Source organism: Rhizomonospora bruguierae (assembly GCF_018397995.1).
Lineage (GTDB): Bacteria > Actinomycetota > Actinomycetes > Mycobacteriales > Micromonosporaceae > Rhizomonospora > Rhizomonospora bruguierae.
In genome coordinates this window covers 73,125-97,946 of record NZ_BBQH01000022.1, presented here as the reverse complement: position 1 = coordinate 97,946, position 24,822 = coordinate 73,125, and the positions used below count along the sequence as shown (strand labels likewise).

At 70.5% G+C, this 24,822-nt stretch carries 27 protein-coding genes and 3 tRNA genes; 9 read left to right on the top strand and 21 right to left on the bottom strand.

Annotated elements, in window-relative coordinates:
* Nucleotides 1–62: 62 nt before the first annotated feature.
* The 21 genes from rpoB to KJS59_RS13030 all read right to left on the bottom strand — a co-directional run bounded on the left by rpoB (nt 63) and on the right by KJS59_RS13030 (nt 18,711).
* The gene (rpoB, locus tag KJS59_RS13130; RefSeq protein WP_213453133.1) at nt 63–3,503 is read right to left on the bottom strand and encodes a DNA-directed RNA polymerase subunit beta; all 3,441 of its coding nucleotides are present in this window, start codon (nt 3,501–3,503) and stop codon (nt 63–65) included.
* Nucleotides 3,504–4,081: 578 nt separating this feature from the next.
* A complete protein-coding gene (gene rplL, locus KJS59_RS13125) occupies nt 4,082–4,471 on the bottom strand; it encodes a 50S ribosomal protein L7/L12 (protein WP_213453132.1) in 390 nt (129 codons plus the stop codon).
* A gap of 48 nt (nt 4,472–4,519) precedes the next feature.
* Nucleotides 4,520–5,065: a 50S ribosomal protein L10 gene (gene rplJ, locus KJS59_RS13120; protein ID WP_213453131.1), complete on the bottom strand. Its 546-nt coding sequence runs from the start codon at nt 5,063–5,065 to the stop codon at nt 4,520–4,522.
* A gap of 275 nt (nt 5,066–5,340) precedes the next feature.
* Nucleotides 5,341–6,015 carry a hypothetical protein gene (locus tag KJS59_RS13115; protein WP_213453130.1) on the bottom strand — a complete coding sequence of 225 codons (675 nt, stop codon included), beginning with the start codon at nt 6,013–6,015 and terminating at the stop codon, nt 5,341–5,343.
* On the bottom strand, nt 6,012–6,728 hold the full coding sequence (locus KJS59_RS13110; RefSeq protein ID WP_249714085.1) for an ATP-binding cassette domain-containing protein: 717 nt from the start codon (nt 6,726–6,728) through the stop codon (nt 6,012–6,014). Before KJS59_RS13110 ends, KJS59_RS13115 begins: the two co-directional genes overlap by 4 nt.
* A gap of 76 nt (nt 6,729–6,804) precedes the next feature.
* Nucleotides 6,805–7,521, bottom strand: a complete 717-nt coding sequence (gene rplA, locus KJS59_RS13105; protein ID WP_213453129.1) for a 50S ribosomal protein L1 — start codon at nt 7,519–7,521, stop codon at nt 6,805–6,807.
* Nucleotides 7,522–7,588: 67 nt separating this feature from the next.
* A complete protein-coding gene (gene rplK, locus KJS59_RS13100) occupies nt 7,589–8,020 on the bottom strand; it encodes a 50S ribosomal protein L11 (RefSeq protein WP_213453128.1) in 432 nt (143 codons plus the stop codon).
* A 132-nt stretch (nt 8,021–8,152) separates the two neighbouring features.
* Nucleotides 8,153–8,884 (bottom strand): transcription termination/antitermination protein NusG, encoded by a 732-nt coding sequence (gene nusG, locus KJS59_RS13095; protein ID WP_213453127.1) that lies wholly within the window; start codon nt 8,882–8,884, stop codon nt 8,153–8,155.
* Between the two features lie 47 nt (nt 8,885–8,931).
* Nucleotides 8,932–9,327, bottom strand: a complete 396-nt coding sequence (gene secE / locus KJS59_RS13090) for a preprotein translocase subunit SecE (protein WP_213453126.1) — start codon at nt 9,325–9,327, stop codon at nt 8,932–8,934.
* A gap of 146 nt (nt 9,328–9,473) precedes the next feature.
* Nucleotides 9,474–9,546: transfer RNA gene (locus tag KJS59_RS13085), tRNA-Trp, on the bottom strand.
* A gap of 74 nt (nt 9,547–9,620) precedes the next feature.
* Nucleotides 9,621–10,040 carry a MaoC family dehydratase gene (locus KJS59_RS13080; protein ID WP_213453125.1) on the bottom strand — a complete coding sequence of 140 codons (420 nt, stop codon included), beginning with the start codon at nt 10,038–10,040 and terminating at the stop codon, nt 9,621–9,623.
* 1 nt (nt 10,041) lies between these two features.
* Entirely contained in the window at nt 10,042–10,488 is a 447-nt protein-coding gene (locus KJS59_RS13075; RefSeq protein ID WP_213453124.1) for a MaoC family dehydratase N-terminal domain-containing protein, read from the bottom strand.
* A gap of 113 nt (nt 10,489–10,601) precedes the next feature.
* Nucleotides 10,602–10,769, bottom strand: coding sequence for a 50S ribosomal protein L33 (rpmG, locus tag KJS59_RS13070; RefSeq protein ID WP_213453123.1), 168 nt, complete (start codon nt 10,767–10,769; stop codon nt 10,602–10,604).
* Between the two features lie 90 nt (nt 10,770–10,859).
* Nucleotides 10,860–10,935, bottom strand: a tRNA-Met gene (locus tag KJS59_RS13065).
* A 22-nt stretch (nt 10,936–10,957) separates the two neighbouring features.
* Nucleotides 10,958–11,030 (bottom strand) — tRNA-Thr (locus KJS59_RS13060).
* A gap of 96 nt (nt 11,031–11,126) precedes the next feature.
* Nucleotides 11,127–13,652 (bottom strand): putative bifunctional diguanylate cyclase/phosphodiesterase, encoded by a 2,526-nt coding sequence (locus KJS59_RS13055; protein ID WP_213453122.1) that lies wholly within the window; start codon nt 13,650–13,652, stop codon nt 11,127–11,129.
* 503 nt (nt 13,653–14,155) lie between these two features.
* Nucleotides 14,156–14,755 carry a DUF4232 domain-containing protein gene (locus KJS59_RS13050; protein ID WP_213453121.1) on the bottom strand — a complete coding sequence of 200 codons (600 nt, stop codon included), beginning with the start codon at nt 14,753–14,755 and terminating at the stop codon, nt 14,156–14,158.
* Nucleotides 14,756–14,908: 153 nt separating this feature from the next.
* On the bottom strand, nt 14,909–15,415 hold the full coding sequence (locus KJS59_RS13045; protein WP_213453120.1) for a DUF892 family protein: 507 nt from the start codon (nt 15,413–15,415) through the stop codon (nt 14,909–14,911).
* 878 nt (nt 15,416–16,293) lie between these two features.
* Nucleotides 16,294–16,815 (bottom strand): hypothetical protein, encoded by a 522-nt coding sequence (locus KJS59_RS13040; RefSeq protein WP_213453119.1) that lies wholly within the window; start codon nt 16,813–16,815, stop codon nt 16,294–16,296.
* 337 nt (nt 16,816–17,152) lie between these two features.
* Nucleotides 17,153–17,848 (bottom strand): HAD family hydrolase, encoded by a 696-nt coding sequence (locus KJS59_RS13035; RefSeq protein ID WP_213453118.1) that lies wholly within the window; start codon nt 17,846–17,848, stop codon nt 17,153–17,155.
* Nucleotides 17,845–18,711, bottom strand: a complete 867-nt coding sequence (locus KJS59_RS13030; protein ID WP_213453117.1) for a GntR family transcriptional regulator — start codon at nt 18,709–18,711, stop codon at nt 17,845–17,847. Before KJS59_RS13030 ends, KJS59_RS13035 begins: the two co-directional genes overlap by 4 nt.
* A 410-nt stretch (nt 18,712–19,121) precedes the next feature.
* On the opposite strand from KJS59_RS13030, the gene KJS59_RS13025 reads away from it, so the two are divergent.
* The 9 genes from KJS59_RS13025 to KJS59_RS12985 all read left to right on the top strand — a co-directional run bounded on the left by KJS59_RS13025 (nt 19,122) and on the right by KJS59_RS12985 (nt 24,815).
* Nucleotides 19,122–19,370, top strand: a complete 249-nt coding sequence (locus KJS59_RS13025; RefSeq protein ID WP_213453116.1) for a DUF6284 family protein — start codon at nt 19,122–19,124, stop codon at nt 19,368–19,370.
* Nucleotides 19,370–19,738, top strand: coding sequence for an RRQRL motif-containing zinc-binding protein (locus tag KJS59_RS13020; protein WP_213453115.1), 369 nt, complete (start codon nt 19,370–19,372; stop codon nt 19,736–19,738). The genes KJS59_RS13025 and KJS59_RS13020 overlap by 1 nt, the downstream gene beginning before the upstream one ends.
* The gene (locus tag KJS59_RS13015) at nt 19,735–20,397 is read left to right on the top strand and encodes an NUDIX domain-containing protein (RefSeq protein ID WP_213453114.1); all 663 of its coding nucleotides are present in this window, start codon (nt 19,735–19,737) and stop codon (nt 20,395–20,397) included. The genes KJS59_RS13020 and KJS59_RS13015 overlap by 4 nt, the downstream gene beginning before the upstream one ends.
* A gap of 16 nt (nt 20,398–20,413) precedes the next feature.
* On the top strand, nt 20,414–21,196 hold the full coding sequence (locus KJS59_RS13010; protein ID WP_213453113.1) for a hypothetical protein: 783 nt from the start codon (nt 20,414–20,416) through the stop codon (nt 21,194–21,196).
* A gap of 138 nt (nt 21,197–21,334) precedes the next feature.
* On the top strand, nt 21,335–21,541 hold the full coding sequence (locus KJS59_RS13005; protein WP_213453112.1) for a hypothetical protein: 207 nt from the start codon (nt 21,335–21,337) through the stop codon (nt 21,539–21,541).
* Between the two features lie 95 nt (nt 21,542–21,636).
* Nucleotides 21,637–23,805: a cell division protein FtsK gene (locus KJS59_RS13000; RefSeq protein ID WP_213453111.1), complete on the top strand. Its 2,169-nt coding sequence runs from the start codon at nt 21,637–21,639 to the stop codon at nt 23,803–23,805.
* Between the two features lie 136 nt (nt 23,806–23,941).
* Nucleotides 23,942–24,217: a hypothetical protein gene (locus KJS59_RS12995; RefSeq protein WP_249714084.1), complete on the top strand. Its 276-nt coding sequence runs from the start codon at nt 23,942–23,944 to the stop codon at nt 24,215–24,217.
* Nucleotides 24,214–24,513, top strand: coding sequence for a hypothetical protein (locus tag KJS59_RS12990; RefSeq protein WP_213453110.1), 300 nt, complete (start codon nt 24,214–24,216; stop codon nt 24,511–24,513). Before KJS59_RS12995 ends, KJS59_RS12990 begins: the two co-directional genes overlap by 4 nt.
* Nucleotides 24,514–24,566: 53 nt before the next feature.
* Nucleotides 24,567–24,815 carry a hypothetical protein gene (locus KJS59_RS12985; protein WP_376771162.1) on the top strand — a complete coding sequence of 83 codons (249 nt, stop codon included), beginning with the start codon at nt 24,567–24,569 and terminating at the stop codon, nt 24,813–24,815.
* Nucleotides 24,816–24,822 lie beyond the last annotated feature (7 nt).

The window sequence follows — 24,822 nt, the reverse complement described above, 5'->3', positions numbered from 1 at the left end:
GGCTCAGTTGATGGTTTCGGGCGGTGGCGGTGGGCGCGGCCGGGCCGCGCCCACCGACCGGGTCACACTTCGTCGACGCTGCTCACACCCTCGTTCGGGCGCCGGGACAGGTCGATACCCAGCTCCTCGGCGGCCCGGAACACCTCGTCGTCGGTCTCGCGCATCTCCAGGGCCACGCCGTCACTGGAGAGCACCTCGACGTTGAGGCACAGCGACTGCAGCTCCTTGAGCAGCACCTTGAACGACTCCGGGATGCCCGGCTCGGGGATGTTCTCGCCCTTGACGATGGCCTCGTAGACCTTCACCCGACCGAGAACGTCGTCCGACTTGATCGTCAGCAGCTCCTGCAGGGCGTAGGCGGCGCCGTACGCCTGCATGGCCCAGCACTCCATCTCGCCGAACCGCTGTCCACCGAACTGCGCCTTACCACCCAACGGCTGCTGCGTGATCATCGAGTACGGGCCGGTCGACCGCGCGTGGATCTTGTCGTCGACCAGGTGGTTCAGCTTGAGGATGTAGATGTAGCCGACCGCGATCGGGTCCGGCAACGGCTCGCCGGAGCGACCGTCGAACAGCCGCGCCTTGCCGCTGCCGCCGATCAGCTGGTTGCCGTCGCGGTTCGGCAGGCTGGACGCGAGCAGCCCGCGGATCTCCCCCTCCTTGGCGCCGTCGAAGACCGGCGTCGCCACGTTGGTGTCTGGCTCCGAGGAGTCGGCGGAGATGGACTGGAGCGCCCGCTTCCACTCGGCGTCGTCGCCATCGATCTGCCAGCCGGTCTTGGCCACCCAGCCGAGGTGGGTCTCCAGGACCTGCCCGATGTTCATCCGGCTCGGCACGCCGAGCGGGTTGAGCACGATGTCGACCGGGGTGCCGTCCTCGAGGAACGGCATGTCCTCGACCGGAAGGATCTTGGAGATGACGCCCTTGTTACCGTGCCGGCCGGCCAGCTTGTCGCCGTCCTGGATCTTCCGCTTCTGGGCCACGTACACCCGGACCAGCTCGTTCACGCCCGGGGACAGCTCGTCGCCGTCCTCGCGGGAGAACGTGCGGACCCCGATGACCGTGCCGCTCTCGCCGTGCGGAACCTTCAGCGACGTGTCCCGCACCTCGCGGGCCTTCTCGCCGAAGATCGCGCGCAGCAGCCGCTCCTCCGGGGTCAGCTCGGTCTCGCCCTTCGGGGTGACCTTGCCGACCAGGATGTCGCCGGGGACCACCTCGGCGCCGATCCGGATGATGCCTCGCTCGTCCAGGTCCGCCAGCATCTCCTCGCTGACGTTCGGGATGTCGCGGGTGATCTCCTCCGGGCCCAGCTTGGTGTCCCGGGCGTCGACCTCGTGCTCCTCGATGTGGATGGAGGTCAGCACGTCCTCCTGGACCAGCCGCTGGCTCAGGATGATCGCGTCCTCGTAGTTGTGCCCCTCCCACGTCATGAAGGCCACGAGCAGGTTGCGCCCGAGCGCCATCTCGCCGTCGTCGGTGCACGGACCGTCCGCGATGACCTGGCCGGCCTCCACCCGGTCGCCCTCGAAGACCACCGGCTTCTGGTTGACGCAGGAGCCCGCGTTCGAGCGGCGGAACTTGTGCAGCAGGTACGTGCGGCGGTGGCCGTCGTCCTGGTGGACCGTGATGTAGTCCGCGCACAGGTCCTCGACCACACCGCCGACCTCGGCCACCACCACGTCGCCGGCGTCGACCGCGGCCCGGTACTCCATGCCGGTACCGACCAGCGGCGCCTCCGCCTTGACCAGCGGCACCGCCTGACGCTGCATGTTCGCGCCCATCAGCGCCCGGTTGGCGTCGTCGTGCTCCAGGAACGGGATCATCGCGGTCGCGACCGAGACCATCTGCCGCGGCGACACGTCCATGTAGTCGACGGCCCCCGGCGACACGTCCTCGGTCTCGCCGCCCTTACGGCGGACCAGGACGCGGTCCTCGGCGAAGGTGCCGTCCGCCCGCAGCGGCGCGTTCGCCTGCGCCTTGACGAACCGGTCCTCCTCGTCCGCGGTCAGGTAGTCGATCTGGTCGGTGACCCGGCCGTCGACCACCTTCCGGTACGGCGTCTCGATGAAGCCGAACGGGTTGACCCGGCCGAACGTGGACAGCGCGCCGATCAGGCCGATGTTCGGGCCTTCCGGCGTCTCGATCGGGCACATCCGGCCGTAGTGGGACGGGTGCACGTCGCGGACCTCGAAGCCGGCCCGCTCCCGGGACAGACCGCCCGGGCCGAGCGCGCTCAGCCGGCGCCGGTGGGTCAGGCCCGCCAGCGGGTTGGTCTGGTCCATGAACTGGGACAGCTGGGAGGTGCCGAAGAACTCCTTGATCGCGGCGACCACCGGGCGGATGTTGATCAGGGTCTGCGGCGTGATCGCCTCGACGTCCTGGGTCGTCATCCGCTCGCGGACCACCCGCTCCATCCGGGACAGGCCCACCCGGACCTGGTTCTGGATGAGCTCGCCCACGGTGCGCAGGCGCCGGTTGCCGAAGTGGTCGATGTCGTCGGCCTCGTAGCCGTCCTCGCCCGTGTGCAGCTTGCACAGGTACGCGACGGTGGCCGCGATGTCGTCCTCGGTCAGCACACCCGTGTTGATCGGGACGTCCAGTTCCAGCTTCTTGTTGAACTTGTACCGGCCGACCTTGGCGACGTCGTACCGCTTCGGGTTGAAGAACAGGTTGTCGAGCAGGGTCTGCGCGTTCTCCCTGGTCGGCGGCTCACCCGGACGCAGCTTGCGGTAGATGTCCAGCAGCGCCTCGTCCTGGCCGCCGATGTGGTCCTTCTCCAGGGTGGTCATCATCAGCTCGGACCAGCCGAACCGCTCGCGGATCTGCTCCGTGGTCCAGCCGATCGCCTTGAGCAGGACGGTGACCGCCTGCCGGCGCTTGCGGTCGATCCGCACACCGACCGTGTCGCGCTTGTCGATGTCGAACTCCAGCCAGGCACCCCGGCTCGGGATGACCTTGACGCTGGACAGGTCCCGGTCCGAGGTCTTGTCGGGCTGCTTGTCGAAGTACACACCCGGGGACCGGACGAGCTGGCTGACCACGACGCGCTCGGTGCCGTTGATGATGAAGGTGCCCTTGGGCGTCATCATCGGGAAGTCACCCATGAACACCGTCTGGCTCTTGATCTCGCCGGTGGTGTTGTTGGTGAACTCCGCCGTCACGAACAGCGGGGCGCAGTAGGTCAGATCCTTCTCCTTGCACTCCTCGATCGAGGCCTTGACCTCGTCGAAGCGCGGAGCGGAGAAGGACAGGGACATGGTGCCGGAGAAGTCCTCGATGGGGCTGATCTCGTCGAGGATCTCCGCCAGACCGGAACGAGCGTGCTCCTCGCCGGCGGTACGGGCCTGCCAGGCTTCGTTACCGACGAGCCAGTCGAACGACTCGGTCTGGATGGCAAGGAGGTTGGGAACCTCAAGGTGTTCGGTGATCCTGCCGAAGGAGATCCGGCGGGGAGCGAAAGCGCTCGAGGTACGACTGGTCTTCGCAGGGCGGGAAGCTGCCAAGATGCGTCCTTCCGAGGACCGGTGCTGCAATGGCCGTGTCGCGTGCACCCTGACGGGCCCTGACCTGCTCACCCACATGGATGAAGCCGGGCAGGGAAAAAGTCAGAGGCAGCGCAAACTAGCAGTGTAGCCGAGAGGCTAACCGCTGTCCAGCCGCCACCGCAGGAACCGGTGGAGCGCGCCGGGAAGCACCCGTTCGGGTGCCCTGGCCCGCCCTCGGCGGGAGATTACCCACGTGCTCATCGTCCGAATCGCTGGCGTTCCCGCGACGCCGGATCCCGATGATGACCGGGCCGATCTCCAGGTGGCAACTGAGCTGTCCGAGGCGCCGGATGGCCTCCGGTACCTGCGCGGAAGGTCTTTGCTGATGCCAGCGTGCCTGCCGCTACGGTCCGCGTCAAGAGTTGTGGGGCGGGTCGACAGGGTGCGCCGGGCATTGGGCACCGAATACCCCGCTATAACGGACATTAGGGATTCCCGGCCGCCGATCCCGTACCGTCCGCGCCCGACCCCGTACGTACGGCGAGGGCGAACACCCGAACGGGTGTTCGCCCTCGCACTGTGCCGGGTCGGCTAGGTCACTTGAGGGTGACCTTGGCGCCCTCCGCCTCGAGCTTGGCCTTGGCCTTGTCGGCGGTCTCCTTGTTGACCTTCTCCAGGATGGCCTTCGGGGCGCTCTCCACGGCGTCCTTGGCCTCCTTCAGGCCCAGGCCGGTCAGCTCGCGCACGACCTTGATGACCTGGATCTTCTTGCCGCCGTCGCCCTCCAGGACGACGTCGAACTCGTCCTGCTCCGGCTCCGCCTCGGCGGCCGGCGCGCCGCCGGCCGGGCCGGCCGCGGCCACCGCGACCGGGGCGGCGGCGGTGACGTCGAAGGTCTCCTCGAACTGCTTGACGAACTCGGAGAGCTCGATCAGCGTCATCTCCTTGAACGCCTCGAGCAGGTCCGTGTTGCTGATCTTCGCCATGTCCGGCGCTTCCTTCCGTATGACTGGATGTCCTGGTGGCGCCCGGCCTCACTCGGCGGCCGGCGCGCCCTCCTGCTGCTTCTCCTCGAGCGCCGCGAGCAGCCTCGCGGTCTTCGACAGCGGGGCCTGGAACAGTGCCGCCGCCTTGCTCAGGTTCGCCTTCATGGCGCCCGCCAGCTTCGCCAGCAGCACCTCGCGCGACTCCAGGTCGGCCAACTTCGTGACCTCGGCCGCCGAGATCGCCCGGCCCTCGAACACGCCGCCCTTGATGACGAGCAGCGGGTGGGCCTTCGCGAATTCGCGCAGACCCTTGGCCGCCTCGACCGGGTCGCCCGAGACGAACGCCAGCGCGGTAGGACCGGTGAACAGCTCGTCGAGGCCGTTGATCCCCGCGTCCGTCGCCGCGCGCTTCGCGAGGGTGTTCTTCGCGACCGCGTACGTGGTCGACTGGCCGAGCGAACGGCGCAACTGCGTGATCTGAGTGACCGTCAGCCCGCGGTACTCGGTCAGCACGGTGGCCGGCGAGTTACGGAACCGCTCCGTCAGCTCCGCGACCGCGGTAGCCTTGTCGGCCCGGACCGGCTTGTCCGCCATGTCCCTCCTTCCTCGATCTGGTGTCGCTGGCCGCTCGAAGGCCCGGCAGAACGAGAAACGCCCCGGCGCGGGGCGCACGGGGCGGGACAGGCACGCGGACGTGCCGGATCGCTACCGTTCTCCCCTGCGCGGGCCGCCCGCTCGACACGGGACACCTTCGACCGTGCTTACGCACGGTGACCAGCGGTCTCTGGGTGGAACAACCGGGTAAGCGTAGCGTGCCGCCCGCCCCGCTCCAAAACGCCCCCTCCCGGATGGGCCGCTTCAAAGGTGGCTCAGGGACGGGTTCGGCGAAGGTAGGCGTAGCAGGCGAGCCCGGCCACCGCCCACCCGGCTCCCCACACCGAGAGGACCGCCACCTGACCGCCCTGAACCGCACCCGTGACCGCGCGGGCGACCGGCATGACGGGCGGTGCCAGCCACGGGGCCGGCGACGATTTCAGGCCGAGGACCAGCGCCCAGGTCATGCCGCTGACCAGGACCGCCACCCCGTAGCCGGCGCTGCGGGTCACCGCGCGGCTGGCCAGGGCCCCGAGGGCCACCGCCGCTGGCAGGGCGAGGCCGTGCGTCCACAGCCCGACGGCCAGGGCCCCGGGCAGCGAGTCGCCCTGACCCAGCTTGACGCCGCCGATCAGCCAGGGCAGCACCAGGGCGAGCGCGACCGGCACCAGGCCGGCCAGGGCGGCCGCCGCCAGGCCCGCCAGCCACTCCCGCCGGTCGATGACCCGGGCCAGGTGGCGCTGGACGTCCGGCTCGGTGTCCAACAGCAGCTTGGTCTGCCAGGCGAGCACCGGGAACAGCACCACCGCCGAGACGCCGTACGCCTCCGCCGGCCGGGCCTGGCCGCCGCCGTACAGGATGCCGATGACCACCAGGCCGGCCAGCAGCGGCGCCAGCGACCGCCCGGTACGGGCGAAGCCGGCCACCCGCATCCGGACCAGCGCGCTCATCGGGGCCCCACCCGCAGGACGGTGTGCCCCTCGGCGCGCAGGCGGGCGGCGGCCTCGACGGCATCCCCGGCGCCCACGGAGATCTCGATGACCCAGGGTGCCTCGGCGGACCCCCCGACGGTCAGGTGACCATCCTGGACGCTCCACTGGGCGGCGCCGGGCAGCCGGGCCGTCTCGCCGCGATGGTCGCTGATCAGCACCGCCCCGCCCGCGCCGGCCACCTCCGCGACCAGCTCCGGGACGATGTCGCGGGTGGCCGCGTCCAGCCCCTCCCACGGCTCGTCGAGGATGAGCAGGCCGGGGCGGCGGATCAGGGCCTGGGCGAGGCCCACCTTCTGGGCGGTGCCCTTGGACAGGTCCGGCAGCCGCACCCCCCGATACCCGGCGATGCCGAGCCGCTCGGTCCACTGTGCTGCGGCGGAGCGGGGTTCGCCGCGGGCCGCGGCGATGTGACCCAGGTACTGGTCCACGGTGAACGGCTGGTCCGCCGGGAACCGCTCGGGTACCCACCCGACGACCGCGGGTCGCTCGCGCACGGCGCCGCGGCTGGGCCGCAGCACCCCGGCGACCACCTGGAGCAGGGTGGACTTGCCGACGCCGTTGAGCCCCAGCACCACGGCCACCTCGCCGGGGGCCAGTGCCGCCGTGACACCGCGCAGCACCCAGCCGCCGCCCCGGCCGTACCGCAGCCAGACGTCATCCAATCGCAGCACGCGCCCGAGCGTGCCACATCGGACGCGAAAAGGGCGCCCCGGCCACCAGCCGGAGCGCCCTTTCCCAGCGTGGGGGTCACGCCTCCGCGGTGACCTCCTGGAGGTTCTTCACCAGGTTCGGGTCGACCGGCACGCCGGGGCCCATGGTCGTGGTGACGGTGATCTTCTTCAGGTACTTGCCCTTGGCCGCGGACGGCTTGGCGCGCAGCACCTCGTCCAGCACCGCGGCGTAGTTGTCGATCAGCTGGTTGGCGCTGAACGACGCCTTGCCGATGATCAGGTGCAGGTTCGAGTGCTTGTCCACCCGGAAGGTGATCTTGCCGCCCTTGATGTCCGCGACCGCCTTGGTGACGTCCATGGTCACCGTGCCGGTCTTCGGGTTCGGCATCAGGCCGCGCGGGCCCAGGATCCGCGCGATCCGACCGATCTTGGCCATCTGGTCCGGCGTGGCGATCGCCGCGTCGAAGTCCAGCCAGCCCTCCTGGATGCGGGCGACCAGGTCGTCCGAGCCCACCTCGTCCGCGCCGACGGCGCGCGCCTCGTCGGCCTTGGTGCCGGTCGCGAAGACGATCACTCGGGCGGTCTTGCCGGTGCCGTGCGGGAGGTTGACGGTGCCGCGGACCATCTGGTCCGCCTTGCGGGGGTCGACGCCGAGGCGCATCGCGACCTCGACCGTGGCGTCGAACTTGACCGCCGAACCCTCCTTGGCGAGCTTGATCGCCTCCGCGGGCGGGTACAGGCGGCTGCGGTCGATCGCCTCCGCCGCCTTCCGGTAAGCCTTGCTGTGCGGCATGGTTGCTTCTCTCCTGTGGTATCTGGCGGGCGCCGGGCCGGCGCCCTCCCACGAAGACCCGGGCGGGTCAGTCCTTGACGGCGATGCCCATCGACCGGGCGGTGCCGGCGATGATCTTCTCCGCGTGATCCAGGTCGTTGGCGTTCAGGTCGGCCATCTTCTTCTCGGCGATCTCACGCAACTGGGCGCGGGTGACCGAGCCGACCTTCTCGGTGTGCGGGACGCCGGAGCCCTTCTGCACGCCGGCGGCCTTGATCAGCAGCCGGGCGGCGGGCGGCGTCTTCAGCACGAAGGTGAAGGTCCGGTCCTCGTACACGCTGATCTCGGCCGGCACGATGTCACCGCGCTGCGACTCGGTCTGGCTGTTGTACGACTTGCAGAACTCCATGATGTTCACGCCGTGCTGGCCGAGCGCGGGGCCGACCGGCGGCGCCGGGGTGGCCTGGCCCGCCGGCAGCTGGAGCGTGAACGTCTTCACCAGCTTCTTCTTCGGAGGCATGTCTCTTCCTGGGCGATCGATGAATCGAGGGTTGCCGGCGGGCGCGCACGGTCAAGCGCGGCCGCGGGCCGACGGTCAAGGGTACCTGAGGCGGCGGGCGGGTGCCCCGCCAGCCTCGGGCTCAGCGCCGGTTCAGATCTTGGCGACCTGGTTGAAGTTCAGCTCGACGGGCGTCTCCCGACCGAAGATCGAGACCAGCACCTTGAGCTTCTGCTGATCGGCGTTGATCTCCGAGATCGTGGCCGGCAGCGACGCGAACGCCCCGTCGGTGACGGTGACCGAGTCGCCGACCTCGAAGTCGAGCACCTTGACCTCGGGCTTGGCCTTCTTGGTCTCGGCCTCGGCGGCCGGGGCCAGCCACTTGAGCACCTCGTCGAGGCTCAGCGGTGCCGGGCGGTCGGCCCGGTCGGTGGCGCCCACGAAGCCGGTCACGCCCGGGGTGTTGCGCACGCAGGAGTACGACTCGGGGGTCAGCTCCATGCGCACGAGGATGTAGCCCGGGAAGACCTTGTTCTGGACCTGAAGCCGCTTGCCGTTCTTGACCTCGACCTCTTCCCGGGTCGGCACCTCGACCTGGTAGATGAAGTCCTCCATGTCGAGGCTGGTGATCCGGCTCTCCAGGTTGGTCTTGACCTTGTTCTCGTAGCCGGCGTACGAGTGCACCACGAACCAGTCGCCTGGCGCGTAGCGCAGCTTCTGCCGCAGCTCGGTGACCGGGTCGAACTCCTCGTCCTCGGCGGCGGGCGCCGCGGGCTCGGCCGGCCGGGTGGCCTCGGCGGTCTGCTCGGCGGCCGCTGCCGACTCGTCGTCGGCCGCCGTCGCCACCGACGACTGCTCGGCCACGGTCTCGTCGTACTCAGGCACGCTCGCTCACTTCCATCACACTCTCGGCGGGTTCGAGGCCCGCCGGATCACTTCGGGTTGCCGAAGACGAACAGCACGCCCTTGGCGAACACGAGGTCCAGCACCGCAACCAGCGTCATCATGACCGCGATGAAGACGATGACCACCGACGCATAGGTCAGCAGGTCCTTGCGGCTCGGCCAAATGACCTTACGCAGCTCGGCGACCACCTCGCGGAAGAACCGCCCGATCCGCCCGAACAGGCCGACCCGGGTCGTGTCCTTCTTCGTGCGGGCCTTCTCGTCGGCGGGCTCGGCCAGCTCCTTGGCGCGGGACTTGGTCGCCGTGCCGCCGCGGGAAACCGGCTCGTCGTCCTCGACATCTTCATCGACAGCGTCGTCGAGCACCTCGTCGTCGAAGTTCTCGTCGGCGGGGTCACTGCCGCGCCGCTTGCGGTCGGCCATGTCGCCCTCTTTCCTCCCGGATCGTGCTGTCTGGCCGGGATGGCTGGTCGCGGGGGTGGTATGTCGCCGGGTGCGCTCGCCACCGCGATGGCGACCGGGCGCTGGGCGGGAACCCAGCGCCGCCCGGGGCCGTCTGGCCTACGGCGCAGGGGCGACAGGACTCGAACCTGCAACCTGCGGTTTTGGAGACCGCTGCGCTGCCAATTGCGCCACACCCCTCTGAGGTGAAATCACCCCGCTCAGGCAGGCCGGAGCGGGGGGCAATCACCCCACGGCGGCTAAGTGTACGGGTACTAGGCCCGGATTCCCAATCCGGTCGGACGAATAGTCGCCCGCGCCTGCGCCAGCACCTTCTCGCCGCGGCACGTGGCGGTCAGGTCCAGCCGGACCAGCCCCGCCCCATCGACCTGTTTGACCACGGCAGACACCTCGACCTCGGTGCCCTCGTCGTCGTCCGGCACCGGGACCGGCCGGGTGAAGCGCGCCGAAAACTCGACCACCGCGTCCGGCGCGCCGGCCCAGGCGGTGACCGCGCGCACGGCCAGCGCCATGGTGTACATGCCGTGCGCGATGACGCCCGGCAGGCCCACCTTCATGGCCACCCGCTCGCTCCAGTGGATCGGGTTGAAGTCCCCCGACGCCCCCGCGTACCGGACCAGGTCGGCCCTGGTCACCCGGAACGTCTGCGGCGCCAGCCTGTTGCCCGCGCGCATCTCAGCCCTCCCCCCGGACCACCAGCTTGGACCACAGACTGACGACCGGCTCGCCGGCGGCGTCGGTCACGTCGGTGCGCATGGTCAGGAAGTCGTGCCCGCCCCGGGAGACGATCTCCTCCACGGTGTGCACCGCCACGAGTTCGTCGCCGGCCACGATCGGCCGGGTGTACGCGAACCGCTGGTCCCCGTGGACCACCCGGCTGTAGTCCAGGCCCAGTTCCGGGTCCCCGACCGAGAGCCGGTCCGTGGCGAGCGTCAGCACCACCGGGAAGGTGGGCGGGGCGATCACGTCCGCGTACCCGCGCGCCCGGGCCGCCGCCGGATCGTGGTGCTCCGGGTCGGTCAGCCCCACCGCGGTGGCGAACTCACGGATCTTCTCGCGCCCCACGGGGTAGGGCTCGGTCGGCGGGTAACTGCGGCCGACGAGTGACGGGTCCAAGGCCATGCCGCGAACCTACCGGCCGCCCCGCCGGGCGCCGAAGCGGCCCTCACGCCGGCGGAAAAGCCAGAAGGGCGGCGACCCGGTGGGTCGACCGCCCTGCGTGGCGACGCGAAGCCTCAGCGGGTCTCGCGGTGCGCGGTGTGCTTGCCGCAGCGGGGGCAGAACTTCTTCAGCTCGATGCGGTCCGGGTCGTTGCGGCGGTTCTTACGCGTGATGTAGTTGCGCTCCTTGCACTCCACACACGCCATCGTGATCTTCGGACGTACGTCGCTCGCCTTGGCCACGGCGGAGTGCCTTTCTCGATCAGGTTGGGTGGAACGTCGACTTACCAGCGTAGCCACTGTTCGCGTGAGCGTGCAAAGTGGCGCCGAGTCTGGTAGCGGTGGCCGGACTTGAACCGGCGACACAGCGATTATGAGCCGCTTGCTCTGCCATCTGAGCTACACCGCCGTGGACCGCCGTGCTGGTCCAGAGCCCCCTTACGGAATCGAACCGTAGACCTTCTCCTTACCATGGAGACGCTCTGCCGACTGAGCTAAGGGGGCGCGCTGCGCACTACGCAGAGCGGCGCGCAGAGGTAAGAGTACACGGCCCCCTCGGGTACGGGAAATCGGATCCTGGCCCCGGATGCACCGTCCCGGTCAGGGCACGGCGCGCAGCCGCCTGACCAGGCCCGCCGGGGTCGGCTCGGCCTCCGTCTGCACGCCGAACCACGCCTCCAGCCGCTCGAACGGCAGCGGGCGGCTGAACAGGAAGCCCTGCCCCACGTCGCAGCCGATCTCCCCGAGCAACTCCAGGCTCAGCTCGCTCTCCACGCCCTCGGCCACCACGGTCAGGCCGAAGTGCCGGGCCAGCCCCACCACCGCGCGCACGATCGCCAGGTCCCCCTCGTCCGTCGTCATGCCCTGGACGAACGTCTGGTCGATCTTGACCTCGTCGACCGGGAGGCGGCGCAGGAACGACAGCGACGAGTACCCGGTGCCGAAGTCGTCCACGGAGAGCCGGACGCCGATCTCGTGCAGCCGGTGCAGCGTCGGGATCGGCCGCTCCGCGTCGCCCACCACGCCGCTCTCGGTGATCTCGAAGGTGAGCTGCTGCGCCGGCACCCCGTACTCGGCCAGCAGGGCGGCCACCCGGTCCGGGAAGTCGGCATCGGTCAGCGTGCGGCCGGACAGGTTCACCGCGACCGACAGCGGCCGGCCGGCGTCACCCCAGCTGCGGCAGCGGCGCAGCCCCGCCTTGAGCACCGCCTCGGTCAGCTCGCCGAGCTGGCCGGTGTGCTCGGCCACGGCGACGAAGTCCTCCGGCGCCACCGACCCGTAGGTCGGGTGCTCCCAGCGGGCCAGGCACTCCACCCCGACCAGGCTGCGGTCGCACAGCGACACCTTCGGCTGGAAGTGCACCTCGATCTCACCGCCGTCCAGCGCCCGGCGCAGGTCCGCGGCCAGGCTCAGCCGGCGCACCGAGCGCGACTCCAGCGCCGGGTTGAACAGCTGCACCCGGGACGCCTGTGCCTTCGCGGCCTGGGTCGCCAGGTCGACCCGCTGCAACAGGGTCGCCGGCTCGGAGCCGTGGTCCGGGTGGATCGTCACCCCCACCGCGGTGTCCACGTCGATCGAGAGCGAGTCGAAGGTCATCGGCTCGCGTAACTGCTCCCGCAGCCGCCGGCCGACCTCCAGCGCCTCCTCGGCGCCCTCCGTCCGCAGCGTGACCACGAACTCGTCGCCGCCGACCCGACCGACCAGCGCCGCGGGGGCGGCCAGGCCCTTGAGCCGGCCTGCGACCTCGGTCAGCAGCTTGTCACCGGCCGAGTAGCCGAGCGAGTCGTTGACGTCCTGCATGCCGTCCACGTCGAACTGGAGCACCGCCACGACCTCGCCGGGCGCCCGGACCGCCACCGACTCCTCCAGCGCGGCGAGCACCCGGCGGCGGTTGGCCAGGCCGGTGAGGCTGTCGTGGTAGGCGTCGAAGCGCAGCCGGTCCACCAGCCGGGAGTTCTCCACCGCCACGGCGGCGTGCGCGGCGATCGTCTCCAGCAGCCGGGCGTCGGCCGGGGTGAAGTGCATGGCGTCGCCGAGCCGGCCGGCCACCTCCAGGCTGCCGATCACGGCGGAGCCGGCCTTCAACGGTACCGCGATGGCGTCCTTGACCTCGGCGGCGCGCAGTTCGGCGCGCAGGCCCTCCTCGCCCATCTTCAGGCCGACCGCGACGGTCTGGCCCGTCTCGAGCACCCGGCGGCGCAGCACGTCCGGCGTGCCGGTCACGTCGACCAGGCCGCGGTCGTCCTGCCGGGAGGAGAGCAGCACCTCCGGGTACCGGCCGATCGCGGGCAGCCAGAGCGTCGCGTACTCGGCCTGGAGCAGTTGCCGGACCCGGCCGAGCAGCACGTCGACGAGCGTGCCGTCGTGCGGGGTGTCGGCGATGGCGCGGGTCAGGTCGTAGATCTCGGTGAGCGTGCGGTGCTGCCGCAGGAACTTGGAGTACGAGCGGTAGACCACCACGAAGAAGGTGACCAGGACGGTCAGCGGGATGACCGACCACGCGCTTTCCGCCAGCACGATCAGGATGACCAGCGCGACCGTGGTGTTCACGACGCCGACCAGGATCGCCGGAACGACGATCTGGGTGAGTTCGCTCGGGGAGATCGTCCCCTGCACCAGGGCGATGACGCCGACCACGGTGACCGCCGTCACCACGAAGCCGACACTGACCGCCACGGCGAGGGTCAGCCAGGTGGACGGCTCGTCGGCGTGCATCGGGCCGTGCCAGTAGACGACGGCGCTGGCCAGCGCGGTGTACGCGGCCACGTTCGCCGTGTTGAAGCAGATCTTGACCAGCGAGACCTTGCGGTGGATCTGCGAAAGGATCGACGCCAGCAGACGGATCACCAGCAGCGTCACCGGCGGCAGGTAGAACAGCGCCAGCAGGAACGGGACGTCGACCAGGCTGGCGGTGAAGGAATGCCGCCGTACCTCGAGCCGCAGCGTGTTCGAGTGCGCCAGCGTCAGGACGACCAGGAACACGGCGGCCAGCGGCCAGCGACCGACCGGGTCCGCATGCTTGACCGCGATGGCCGCTGTCACGGCGCCGGCCAGCAAAGCCAGCGGCGCCGTGATCAGCCAGGAGAGTTCCTGCGGCCGATGGATTGGTCTCTTCGGCGCGGGCACGTCTCTCCCCTCAACGGCTCAGACCGCCAGGGTTCGACGGATTCCGAAAGTCGAGGGTCAGTTCCACTCGTTGAAGGCCGTGGCGACACCCGGAGTGGACCTCGCCGCACTGGCGGAGGCCGCGCTCACCCCAGCCAGCATCACACCGCTGCCGACGGCGGCCACGACGAGAGCCCGGGCCACCCATCGACCAAGCCTGCTCGCACGCATCTGCTTGCTCCTGTCCGTGAGTACATACAGGTATAGGGGTTGGATTGATGTTGCCACAGCAATCCCGCTCGGTACACCCCTGTACGGGCGAACCCGAGCCGTGGCATCGATAATCTCAGCCGAACGGCCAGGGACGGACCCGTTTGAACGCCGGCCGGGACTAGGGACGAAAGCTCGCATTCCGGCCCCGACGCCTGGCGGGCGCCACTACCGGCCCGCACATAGTAGCGGTTTCGGCGCCCCACGTTAAATGGCGCGCGTTTTGTCCTAGATCGACAGCATGCAATCCGGCGTCAGGTCGGCAGGCGATAACTCCATGCGGTCACATCCACGGCGCCCGTTGTGCCGAGGTCGAATCGTACCGGGTAGGTGGTTGTTTCGTCCCGATCCGTCGGAGCCACCCGCAAATATGCACCCTCGGCGGGATCCCCCGCGGTCACGGTGGCGGACCACGCGAGGACCGCCACCGCGGACCCACCGGGCTTGAGCGTGAGATCGGCCGGACCGAGGTCGCGCCCGAAGTAGGAGCTGCCGTGCCGCACCTCGACCGGCATCAGGGTCTGCCGGCCGTCCAGGATCGCCACGGACGGGTAGCCCCGCACCCGGTACGGCTTGGTGCCGCAGTTGAGCAGACGTAGCAGCATCCCCCGGTGCCCCAGGCCGGCCTCCACCGGCCCGTGGGTCACCATGGGCCGGTCGGTCGTGCAGGTCTGTGGTGCGACCGGGTCGGGCGGGGCGGTCGCCGGCGTGGGCGCCGTGACCGCCGGCGGCGTGACCGTGGGCGGGACAAGCCCCGTTCCGGTCGGCACCGTGCCGGGCTCGGCACACCCCGCCAGCACGAGACCCGCGGCTGCGGCGATCGCCGCGAGGGCGGCACGGAGAGGCGGTCGCATCGTCTGGATCATGCCATGCCGCCACCAACGAGGAGCCGACCGACGATTCGGCGCCGGGGTGGCGCTACCCGTTCCGCCTCCACCTCGACCCCGAGGAGCCGGCCTGGCCAGCACCGGGTCGTCATCCTCGGGCACGGCTTCACCGTTGGTTAACTACGCTCGCCCAGCGGCCTGCGCAACAAACTGCGCACCCAATTCGTGGCTGACCTGTTCGAACCTGGCGACACTCACCAGTTTCTGCAGGAGATTCGACTGCACGGTACGTACGCACCCGGTATCCCCGAGCAGGACGACCCGATCGAGAAGGGTGCTGTGCGCGACGATGCTGAGCCGGAGAAACCGGACCACCGTGTCGGCCGCGAATTGGCTCACCATGTCGGCGGAGGGCTTCAGGGCGACGAAACTCTGGAACCTCTCGTACACGCCTTCGGCCGCCTCGGACACGCTGGCGGTGGGCACCGCGCCGGCGGCCTCCATGCAGGCGGCTATCTGGTCCCGGTGCCGCTCACCCTCCTCCTTCAGCGCTCCTATCATCTGCGCCAGGTCGTCGCGATTGACCCGATGGAATGCGAAGTCGAGCAGGCGCAGGCCGGATGACTCGATATCACGCACCAGGCCCATCTCATACTTGACCAGTTCGTCAAAGGTATCAATGGGCACGCCTACCCCTCCGTTCAAAGGCCGGTCTGCGGCCGGTACCCCCGTGGGTGTGAGCAAAACCCTGGCCGCGGGCAAGCTCTCGTCCGTTGCGTGGTTCCGACGAGCCTGGCGCGGCACCGCTCGCGCGGTGGCTGAATGTCTGTTTTGCTCCGGGCAGCCGCCGCCCGGTCGGCGGCACATTTGACGAGATCTTGGTATCGACACGCCGATCTTTCGGCAGATCGGTACCAAGATCTGCGGCCGGCGCCGGTGCCGAGAGGCGGCGCCGCGGTAAGGGTCGGTGTTCCCTACGAGCGCGTGGAGACGAGGGCTACGAACCCGGCGAAGTCCATCGCGACGCGCGGCGGTCCGAACGCACCGCTGCCCTTGCCGTCCACGACTCAGCCGCCCTGCCCGAAGTAAGGCAACCGAAGTATGGACTCGACCGGTCAGGAGGGGCCTACCAGCGGGCGGCCGTGCAGCCTGGTCTCCTCGACCCAGCGCTGCGCCTGAGCGTTCGCCGCCGCACGGCCCGTCACCCAGACACAGTGGAGAACCGCATCGGGATCGTCGCCCGTGGGGTACGCGACCACCGGCCACCGCCCCGTCGACGCCCGCCAGGGCCACACGACGGCGGTCGCCACCAGCGCCGCGCCCACTTGAGCAGGTCCCACAGGATCGCTAGGACGAAGACGACGGTGTCGAATATCGGCTCGCCGCCGTCGCCATCCGGCACGACAACGCGAGGCCGCCAGGCCAGCCGCCGCCGCCCCACCCGCCACAGGACCCACGGCCCGGGCTCAGATCGCGACAGGATCACCACGCACCGCATGGTGCACCACGGCCTACTGGCGGCCTCCGGTCGGCCGGGCCCGGTCACGCTGAGGGATGCCCAGAACCTAGAAGACCTCGGGCTCTGCCCCGACTGCCCGACAAGGAGACCCGCCCAGCCTGCGTCCGGTTCCGCAGATTCGCTGCGGCACGGCCTGGCTAACACCGGGGAGCGTGGCAAGCAGGCCGTCGGCACCCTTGCGAACCGCCTGGTCTTGGTCATCGAGCAGCGTCGTAAGCACCGTTTGGAGGCCGGTGCGCTGAGGATCGGTCGAGTCAAGCCAGAGGCCGTAGCTGGTGGCGCTATAGAGGTAGTCACCGATCTCTGTCAAGTGAGTGTTGTCCTCCGCTGAGTGAGCTACATGCCAGGCTGCGGCGAACGGACGGAGCGCTGCGCTGTCGCCGCGCTTGATCAAGGCTTCCACAGTTTCCTGAACGGGAGAGGTGTCGTCGTCATCCAGCAGGAGCCCCACCAGCACCTGGTCAATGGCCTCTGATCCAGCGAACCGGCTCAACCCAGTGCCGGCACGCGCCCGCTCCTGGTAGTCATCCGACTTGGCCAGACGCAACAGTGTCTCGGCTATGTCCACCAACAGAAGCCTCCTCGGCGAGATGGCGGGCCGGATTGCACCGGCCCCACGCGCCCCGCCACCCCGTGCCAGTTGACGTCAGTCCACTCGCATGCCCGCTACGTGCCCGATGGCAGTCGATCAGGCGCAATGGCAGTCAACAACGGCAGCAGACAACAAAGGCCCTTGACCAGCGTTTCCGCAGGTCAAGGGCTTGCCGCTCCCTGGTGGCGGGTAGAGGATTCGAACCTCTGTAGCTTTCGCGACGGATTTACAGAGCGCCACGGACAGGCCGCTGACCAGCACAAACGCCGTTCAGCCCGAGCGTGACGACGCAGACACGACGCCGGCCCCGATTTCAGCCTCCAGCCCGTTCGATCAAAACGGCGGCTATCTCGCCCATGCTGGTAACCACCGCGCCCGCCCCGGCAAGCCGGAACGCGTCGACCTTTGCCGGCCGATTCGCGTAGCCGACCACCGCGACCCCGGCGGCGCGCGCTCCCTCAATGTCCGAGAGCGAGTCGCCGACCAGCACACACCGGCCCGCCGGCATGCCGATGGCACGCACGGCTTGCAGGATCGGTTCCGGGTTGGGCTTCATGCGGCCCGGCTCGGCGTACGCGCGGCCGACTACCGGAGTGACGTACCCGGCGAGCCGGTGCGCTGCGAGGTAGGCGGTCACCGCACCGGCCGAGTTGTTGCTGACCGCCGCCACCGGCATCCCGGCTTGCCGTGCCGCCACGATGACCTCCCGGCCGTACGGCGTTGGCTCGGCGGTCTCGACGGCCCGGCGCTCGGCCGCGCAGAGCGCATCCTCTACCGCCCGCATGATGCGGTGGTCACCGGCCGCGCCGGTACGGCGCAGCACTTCAAGCGGGTCCGGCTCGCTAGCCAGGTCGGGTGGTACGTCGACACCGTGCCGCCGCAGCACGTCGACCAGTTCGGCCGCGACCTGTGGCGCGGGATAGCCAGCGAAGATGCGGCACACCGGTCCGTCGAAGTCGAGCAGCACCGCGCCGACCTCGCCCAGCAGTCGGCCGAGGTCGGCGTTCATCCGTCGTACCGGTAGGCGATGGTCGACCACATCGAGTCGAACCACTGGCGGGACGCCTCTACGAACTGCGTGCCATGAGAGGCGTCGTCGTCGGTCACGGCGTAGTGGAACAGCGGCACATCCTTACCCATCAGGTCGTAGATCGCCATGGGCTCGCCCTTGATCGAGACGGTGCGCTCTACAACCGGATAGAAGCCGTAGAAGACCTCTTCGCCGTTCAGGATGTAGAGCTTGAACAGCGGGGACGCCCGGTGCATCCGCACCTCAACCGTGGTCGACCGGATTAGGCCGAGGTCGCCCAGCTCGGTGACCTGATCGATGACGCCGTCTGCCGCCCGCCGGGTGATCCGCTCCGCACGCTCACGTACCGCCAGGTCATCGGCCTGCGTCTCGGCCCTCGACGGCAGCGCCATCGGCACCGTCATGTCGGAGATCAGGACTCGCACGGCGATCGTCTCTGGCGCGAGCCGGCCGACGCGCACCTTGTCGAGCGCTTCGGCGAGCGCGTCTCGCAGCGTCTCGCCCGAGAATCCGGCGAAGTCGATCGTGACGTGGGGCCGCTCGAACGCCGCTTCGATGTGCGGTCGCAGCTCAACGGCTCGCTGCGTCTGCGCCCGGACGAAGGCACCACTGCCCTGCCGGGACACGATCAGTCGCTCGGCCCTTAGCAGCTCCAAGGCTCGTTTGACTGTCTCCCGCGCCACTCCGTAACGGGTCGCTAGCTCGGGCTGCGACGGCAGCTTGTCGCCCGGGGCGAGCCGGCGCGTGAGGATGGCCGCGCGCAGCTTGTTCGCAATCTGTTGCGACGCCTGTTTCGGGTCGTCGGGATCTAGCTGGCCGAGGAAGTCAAGGTTCTCACTCACCCGCCCACGGTAGCGCTGACTAGCCAAGTAAGGAAAGTTTGCCGCAATCTCTTGACCTGACTAGCCAGGCCGCCCTACGGTCATCTCGTTGGACCTGGCTAGCCAGGAACGACAAGCCGGGCGGAAGCCGGGGAAGGTGGCGCATTGCGCTGCGCGCCCACGGGCCGGTCGTGTGGTCGTTAGTTGAGAACTTCACAGCAGAAGCGCCGCGTAGATCCGTCTGCGGCATCCCCGCCTTGAGCCACACGGTGGTCAACCCCGGTAGATCCCGGGCGAGCGGGGCGAGCGGGCCGGGTCTTGGCGCGCGGTTTGGGCTTCTGCCTCTTCTTCCTGTTCGTCCCGGGGTGCGGCCGGTCTGGTCGCACCCCCGGGGCTTCCCCCACTTCATCGACTTTCCCCGGAGGTTTCCCGTGAGGAAGCACCTCGTTCCCGTCATCGCCGAGCCGACCGCCGCCGACCTGGCCGCGATCGAGTCGGAGTGGCCACTGATCGCGGCCGAGCTGGACGTGCTCGACGCCGAGATCACCCTGATCTACGCCGAGGACCACGGCGGCCCGACCGTGCTGGACTGGCGGCGGTTGCGCCGAGCTGAGTCCCGGGTCACCCGCGCCGCCGCCGACCTGGCCACCGGCACCGCCGGCCCGCGCCGCGCGGCCTGATGTCCCGCATCCGGGCCGCCTTCCACGATCCGGACGGGACAACGTTCGGCATCCCCACCTACTGGTGGCGGGGTGCCCCGCCCGGCTACGCCACCCGCCGCCAACTGACCGCCGCCGGGCTGCGCCCCGGTGGTCAGCCGGTCGCCGCTCAGGTGCTCTGGCGCGGTGTCGGCGGCACCCGGGCCGCCTACCTGTACCGGGTTGATCTGGCCCGGCCGAAGCGCACCGCCACCCCCGCCCAGCGCGCCGCCATCGGCAAGGCGCTGACCGCCCGCCGGACGTGCCGGACCTGCCGGCAGGTGCGCGGCTACTACATCCCGCGCTCGCTCGGCGAGTGCCTGACCTGCGCAACGGAGGTTGCCGCATGACCCCCCGCACCTACACCGACCCGAGCGTCCTGGCCGGCATCGCCGCCGGGGCGTCGTGGGCTGACCCGACCATGAACCCCGCCGCCATCGACTGGACCCCCCGGCGGGCCGCCGCCGCGATCCCGTTCCCGCTGGTCGACGGCCGCCCGGTCAACCCGTACGCGCCGACCGGCATCCGCTACGGCCGCAACGAACTCGGCCACTGGGGCGAGCAGCAGTGCGCCGACGCGATCGTCACCGCCACCACCGACCACGGGCGGTGGCTACTGCTGGTCGAGCGCAGCGACGGGCACGGGTGGGCACTGCCCGGCGGCTACGTCGACCCGGGCGAGGACCCGACCGACGCCGCGTTCCGGGAACTGGCCGAGGAAACCGGCTTGTTCGAACAGTTTTCCTGCGCCGACGAGACGCTGCCGGCCCGCTACGTGCCCGACCCCCGCGCCTCGGATGAGGCGTGGATGGTCACCACCCCGGTCCGCATCAACCTCGGTGACGGGTGGAACGTCCTGCCCCCCGTGGAGGGCCGCGACGACGCCCGCCGCGCCGTGTGGGTGCCGGCTGTCGACTACGCGTGCGTGACCCGCCACCTGGCCGAGGTCTACAGCGGCACCGTCTTCCCCGCCCACCGCGATCTGCTCGCCGACGTTCTCAACGACTGACCGGAGGTCACCCCTGATGAGTTCCCGTATCTCTGGCCGTGGATGGGCCTACTTCGGCGCGATCCTCGGCGGCGCGGTGTCGATCGCCGCGAACGTCGCCCACTCCTACGTCCCCCCGACCCCGGCCGAGGGTGCGCCGCCGGTCCCGGCGGACTGGACGCCGCAGCCCGGCGCGGTGGTCGGCGCGATCTTCTGGCCGGTGGCCCTGTTCGTCGCCGTGGAGATCCTGGCCCGGGTCGCCTGGCCGTCCGGCCGCCGCTGGTCGGCGCTGCGCTTCGGTGGTCTGGTGCCGGTGGCCACGGTCGCCGCGATCGTCTCGTACAAGCACCTTTCCGGGCTGCTCACCTTCTACGGCGAGGACGCGCTGACCGCGATGATCGGCCCCCTGGCCGTGGACGGGCTGATGGTCATGGCGACCGGCGCTCTCCTGGCAACCGGCATCCGCGCCCACGCCACCACGGCAACCGAAACGGTGCCCGTGCCGGCCCCCGAGGTGATCGAACCGGCAAGCCCGACCGTGCCGGAAACCACGCCGGTCCCGGTGATCGAACCGGCAAGCACCCCCGACCCGACCCCGGTGCCGGAGGTGGACGACCGTTCCCGCCGCACCGCCGCCCGAAAGGCGTACCGGCACAGCGTCACGGCCGGCACCCCGATGTCCGGTGCCGCCCTCGGCCGCCAGTTCGACATGTCCGAGCGGTGGGGCCGCGACCGGGTGAACGAGGTCCGCGCCGCCGCCGCAAAGACCGCCGCCCGCCGCACCGCCGACACCCTGGCCGAGCTTCCCGCCGCCGCCTAGCCCCGCCCGGCGGCACGGCTACCGGCTCGCAACCTGCGCCGTGCCGCCGGCCCTCCGATCAGCCGCAAGGACCCACCGGGGGAGCACCCATCATCCCCCGACCACCCACCCCACCCACAACCCGAAGGGAGCCCCACTGTGGGCCGCACCAACCGCGCATCCGGCAACGACCGGGTCGTCGTGCAAGCCGGCCAGATCACCGGCCGCCGCGACACCAGCAAGCCCGCCAAGGACACCCCGCCGGCCGACGACAAGCCGGCCCGGGTCGAGAACACCGTCACCGGCAACGCCCGCGTCGGCATCCAGGCCGACACCGTGACCGGCCCGATTCACATCCGCTTCTGACCCTGCCCATGCCCGGCGGCGCGGCCCCTGGCGACCAACCTGCGCCGCGCCGCCGGCCCCCTGCCGATCTCCCGACCGTTGGAGGAACCCCCATCATGACGTCCCCCCGAGACGATGACCGTTTCGACTGGCACGCCGCCGAGCGTGACCTGACCGACTCCACCGCCGGCCCGGATGCCGAGGTGGTGGATCTGGACGATGCCCGCGCCCGCCGGGCACCCCGGCCGCGTCCGCCGGCCGGTGGCACCCACTTCGATATGCCGCTGGATGAGACGGCGCAGACGGGCGGGATGCTGGTCGACCCGCCGCCGGCCGCGCCGAACGGGCGGCGGTCGATCATCCCGTCCGGCTGGTCGGGGTGGCAGAACATCAAGCACAGCGCGCGGCAGGCCGCCGAGCTGGCCGCCTACCGCGCCGGTTTCCACGCGGTACGCGCCCCCTGGTACGCGACGCAGGGCGCGTTCTGGGCGACGGTCGGGGCGTTCCGGCTGACCGGCCGCCAGTTGCGGTGGTGGTGGGTGGCCGAGCAGACCGGGTTGCGGCAGGCCGCCGCCGACGCGAACGACCCGGCGATGTGGCACAAGCTTCACCGCGAGGTGAAGGCCACCCGCGCGTGGCGCGGCCTGGTCCTGACCGCCGAGGCCGTAACCCTGGCGGTCGGTGCTCCGATCGCGTGGGCGACCGCCCCGTGGTGGGCGCTCGCGGCCGGCGCCGGCACGGCGGTGGCGTACCTGGCGCACGTCGGGCGGCCGGATGACCGGCCGATCATCACTCCGGCGACGGTGGCGGGGCGGTTCCGGCGGGTCAACCCGGACATCATCCTGCGCGCCTACTACGCCGCCGGCCTCGGCCACCCGGACAAGCCCCACCAGCGGGTGGAGTTCGGCTCCACGATGGCCCGCGACGTCTCCGGCACCGGGTCGCAGGTGTCGATTGACCTGCCGTACGGCAAGACGTTCGACGACGCGGTGAAAGCCCGCGGTTCGATCGCCTCGGGTCTGGACGTGGCGGTGTCGCAGGTGTTCATCACCCGCGATCCCAGCTCGCACCGCCGGCACACGCTGTGGGTCGCCGACCGTGACCCGCTCGCGGTGGGGGCGGGCCGCACGCCGCTGCTGCGCTGCAAGCCGACCGACATTTGGCAGCCGGCCCCGTTCGGGCTGGACGAGCGCGGCAACAAGGTCGCCGTTGACCTGATGTGGAACAGCATCCTGATCGGTGCGCAGCCCCGGCAGGGCAAGACGTTCGCCGCCCGCTCCCTCGCGTTGTACGCCGCTCTGGACCCGTACGTGAAGCTGACCGTCCTGGACGGCGGCGGCAAGCCGGACTGGCGCAAGTTCTCCCTGGTCGCCGACCGGTACGCGTTCGGGCTGGCGATGACCCGCGACGGCGACCCGGCCGAGATCGTGTTGGAAGCGTTGCGGGAGATCAAGGCCGACGTGCAGGACCGCTACGAGCGGCTGTCGAAGCTGCCCGTGGATGTCTGCCCGGAAGGCAAGCTGACCCGCGAGATCGCCCGTGACCCGAAGTACGGGATGCCGGTGCGGGCCGTGTTCCTGGACGAGTTCCAGGAGTATTTCGACCTCGGCGAGATCAGCAAGGAAATCGCGTCCCTGCTGGTCTACCTGGTCAAGGTCGCCCCGGCGGCCGGGGTGATGTTCGTTGACGCCACCCAACGCCCCTCGGGCGTGGGCGGCGGGCAGGTCGCCACCCAGTTCATCAGCTTCCGCGACAACCACCAGGTGCGGTTCTCCCTGCGCACCGGCTCGTGGAACGTGTCCGACCTCGTGTTGGGGGCCGGCGCGAACTCCGAGGGCTACGACTCGTCCACGCTGCTGCCCAGCTACAAGGGCGTCGGCATCCTGCGCGGCGCATCGGATGCCACCCCGACCGTGCGGACGTACCTCGCCGACGCCGACGACGCGGAGAAGATCCTCTTGGCCGCGCGGAAGCTGCGCGAGCAGGCCGGCACCCTGACCGGGATGGCGGCCGGGGAGGACATCGCCCGCGTCTCGCGGGACGTGCTCGCCGACGTTCGCAGCGTGATCGAGCGCGGCGAGACCGGCGCGCAGTGGGAAGAGATCGCGGCCCGCCTCGCCGCCCGGCTGCCCGAGGCGTACGCGGACGTGACCGCCGAATCGATCTCCGCTCAGGTCCGCGCGTTCGGTGTACCCAGCGTTGATGTCAAGCGCTCCGGCAGGGCACTCAAGGGAGCCAAGGCCGACGCCATCGACGCCGCGATCGCCCGCCGCAAGGCCGCGTAGCCGGTCGCGGCCCGCCCGCGACCGGTCGCGTCCACGCGACCCGACCCGCGACCGGCCTGGTCAGGACAGACATTGGCCGGTCGCGGGTCGCCCCAACCTCGCCTTTAGCCCGGAAAACGCCTCGGGAGGCCCCACCGTGCCCACCCTCGCCGCGACCGCAACCCAAGCCGGCAGCGCTGCCGGCATGATCATCCTGATCCTCACCATCGTCACACTCGGTTACCTCACCGCGTGCATGATCAGGCCGTTCCGGCGGTGCCGCCGCTGCAACGGCACCGGCAGCCGCCGCTCCCTGATCCTGCGCGCCGGCCGCACCTGCCGCCGCTGCGACGGCCACGGAGAACACCTCCGAACCGGCCGCGTCGCCATCAACTACCTCCGCGAACTCCACGACAAGGGAACCCCCCGATGAACCGCCGCACCGGCCGCGCCGGTCACACCGACTGGTGCGGCCGGGACCACCGCTGCAACCTCGGCGAACACCGATCCGAGGAAATCGTGGTCGACATCGCCGGCCGCGCCCGCGCCGTCCTCGTTCGTGTCCGCACCGCCGCCGGCCGGGAGCACGCCGAGGTGCGCGTCAGGGTCGCCCTGGCCCCGACCGAGCTGGCCGCCCGCCGGCAGTTGGTCGGACTGCTCGGCGACCTGCGGCACACCGTCACCCGCGCCGCCATCGCCGCCCGGCCCCGACCCGGGCGGGCCGCCTGATGCCCGCCGCGCGACGCGACGGGGCATCGCCCCGTGACCCGCGTCTGTCCGGCTTGGAGATCTGGCTGACCGGCACGCCGGCCGAGCTGGACGCCGCTGCCGCTGCTCTGGCCGCTGTCGGTCACCTCACCCAACGCGGCACCCGCCGGCCGCTGACCGGTGCCGACACCGGCCGGCACCGGCTGTACCTGCGGCTCAACGTCGCCACCACCGCCGACCGGCCCCGCCCGGCCGCCGACACCACTGATGCCGGAGGCGCGCTGATCGACCTGGCCGCCGCCCGCGCCCGTCGCACCGCCTGAACAGGAG

Coding starts and splice junctions, on each gene's coding strand:
- rplL (WP_213453132.1), bottom strand. CDS start 4,471: ATGGCGAAGATCAGCAACACGGACCTGCTCGAGGCGTTCAAGGAGATG.
- rplJ (WP_213453131.1), bottom strand. CDS start 5,065: ATGGCGGACAAGCCGGTCCGGGCCGACAAGGCTACCGCGGTCGCGGAG.
- KJS59_RS13115 (WP_213453130.1), bottom strand. CDS start 6,015: ATGAGCGCGCTGGTCCGGATGCGGGTGGCCGGCTTCGCCCGTACCGGG.
- rplA (WP_213453129.1), bottom strand. CDS start 7,521: ATGCCGCACAGCAAGGCTTACCGGAAGGCGGCGGAGGCGATCGACCGC.
- rplK (WP_213453128.1), bottom strand. CDS start 8,020: ATGCCTCCGAAGAAGAAGCTGGTGAAGACGTTCACGCTCCAGCTGCCG.
- secE (WP_213453126.1), bottom strand. CDS start 9,327: ATGGCCGACCGCAAGCGGCGCGGCAGTGACCCCGCCGACGAGAACTTC.
- KJS59_RS13080 (WP_213453125.1), bottom strand. CDS start 10,040: ATGCGCGCGGGCAACAGGCTGGCGCCGCAGACGTTCCGGGTGACCAGG.
- KJS59_RS13075 (WP_213453124.1), bottom strand. CDS start 10,488: ATGGCCTTGGACCCGTCACTCGTCGGCCGCAGTTACCCGCCGACCGAG.
- KJS59_RS13050 (WP_213453121.1), bottom strand. CDS start 14,755: ATGCGACCGCCTCTCCGTGCCGCCCTCGCGGCGATCGCCGCAGCCGCG.
- KJS59_RS13035 (WP_213453118.1), bottom strand. CDS start 17,848: ATGAACGCCGACCTCGGCCGACTGCTGGGCGAGGTCGGCGCGGTGCTG.
- KJS59_RS13020 (WP_213453115.1), top strand. CDS start 19,370: ATGTCCCGCATCCGGGCCGCCTTCCACGATCCGGACGGGACAACGTTC.
- KJS59_RS13015 (WP_213453114.1), top strand. CDS start 19,735: ATGACCCCCCGCACCTACACCGACCCGAGCGTCCTGGCCGGCATCGCC.
- KJS59_RS13010 (WP_213453113.1), top strand. CDS start 20,414: ATGAGTTCCCGTATCTCTGGCCGTGGATGGGCCTACTTCGGCGCGATC.
- KJS59_RS13000 (WP_213453111.1), top strand. CDS start 21,637: ATGACGTCCCCCCGAGACGATGACCGTTTCGACTGGCACGCCGCCGAG.
- KJS59_RS12990 (WP_213453110.1), top strand. CDS start 24,214: ATGAACCGCCGCACCGGCCGCGCCGGTCACACCGACTGGTGCGGCCGG.